This window comes from Cohnella sp. GCM10012308, from assembly GCF_042649185.1.
Classification (GTDB): domain Bacteria; phylum Bacillota; class Bacilli; order Paenibacillales; family Paenibacillaceae; genus Cohnella.
The window spans coordinates 1-595 of record NZ_JBHRYU010000089.1; the positions used below are offsets into that span (position 1 = coordinate 1).

At 47.6% G+C, this 595-nt stretch carries 1 pseudogene; it reads right to left on the minus strand.

Features of this window, described 5'->3' with window-relative positions:
* Nucleotides 1-441: pseudogene (locus ACFOTD_RS34535) on the minus strand (DUF4372 domain-containing protein); the annotation flags it as partial.
* Nucleotides 442-595: the final 154 nt, after the last annotated feature.

The following is a 595-nucleotide window of genomic DNA, read 5'->3' on the forward strand; positions in this document are numbered from 1 at the left end:
ATGCACTTTAACGCCGCTGCGACTTCGAGTCACATAGGTCCAGTCAGCCAATTGTTGTGGCAACCGCAGGTTGGTTGAATCGATCGCGTAGAGCTTAGCCGAGGGCCATTTCTTCTGCTGCGCCGCGTGATGATGAATACGCGATAGTAGGGCCCGAAAGAGGGCTTCAAGCACGCAACTGGGAAAGTCATCAATGCGCCGGCAAAGCTGAGAAGCTGAGATTGCACAACCGAATTCCTGCTGTAGCAAAGGATCTGCCGCGATTTCCAGTTCGATCCGGCGAAGCGAGTCCCATCCGCAGATCTGGGCAGCGATAAACACCTTAAGCAAATTCGCGCATCGAAGTTTGCGAACACGATAATCCAAACAGGGAGCCGAGAAATCGGCCAGTGGCAACAAAGACAAGCATTGACGAATTGTCGTAGAATCCGGTACACTCAAAGACGCTGGTCTCCTTTGTAGTGGTGTACGGATTGCAACCTACACACCTCTACAATAGGAGATTTTTTCATGCCTATCCACGAAAAAAGTAACACGAAATAGAAAATATAGTAATTTATTGATTAAAAATTTAATGCGTTAGTTTTAATGCAAC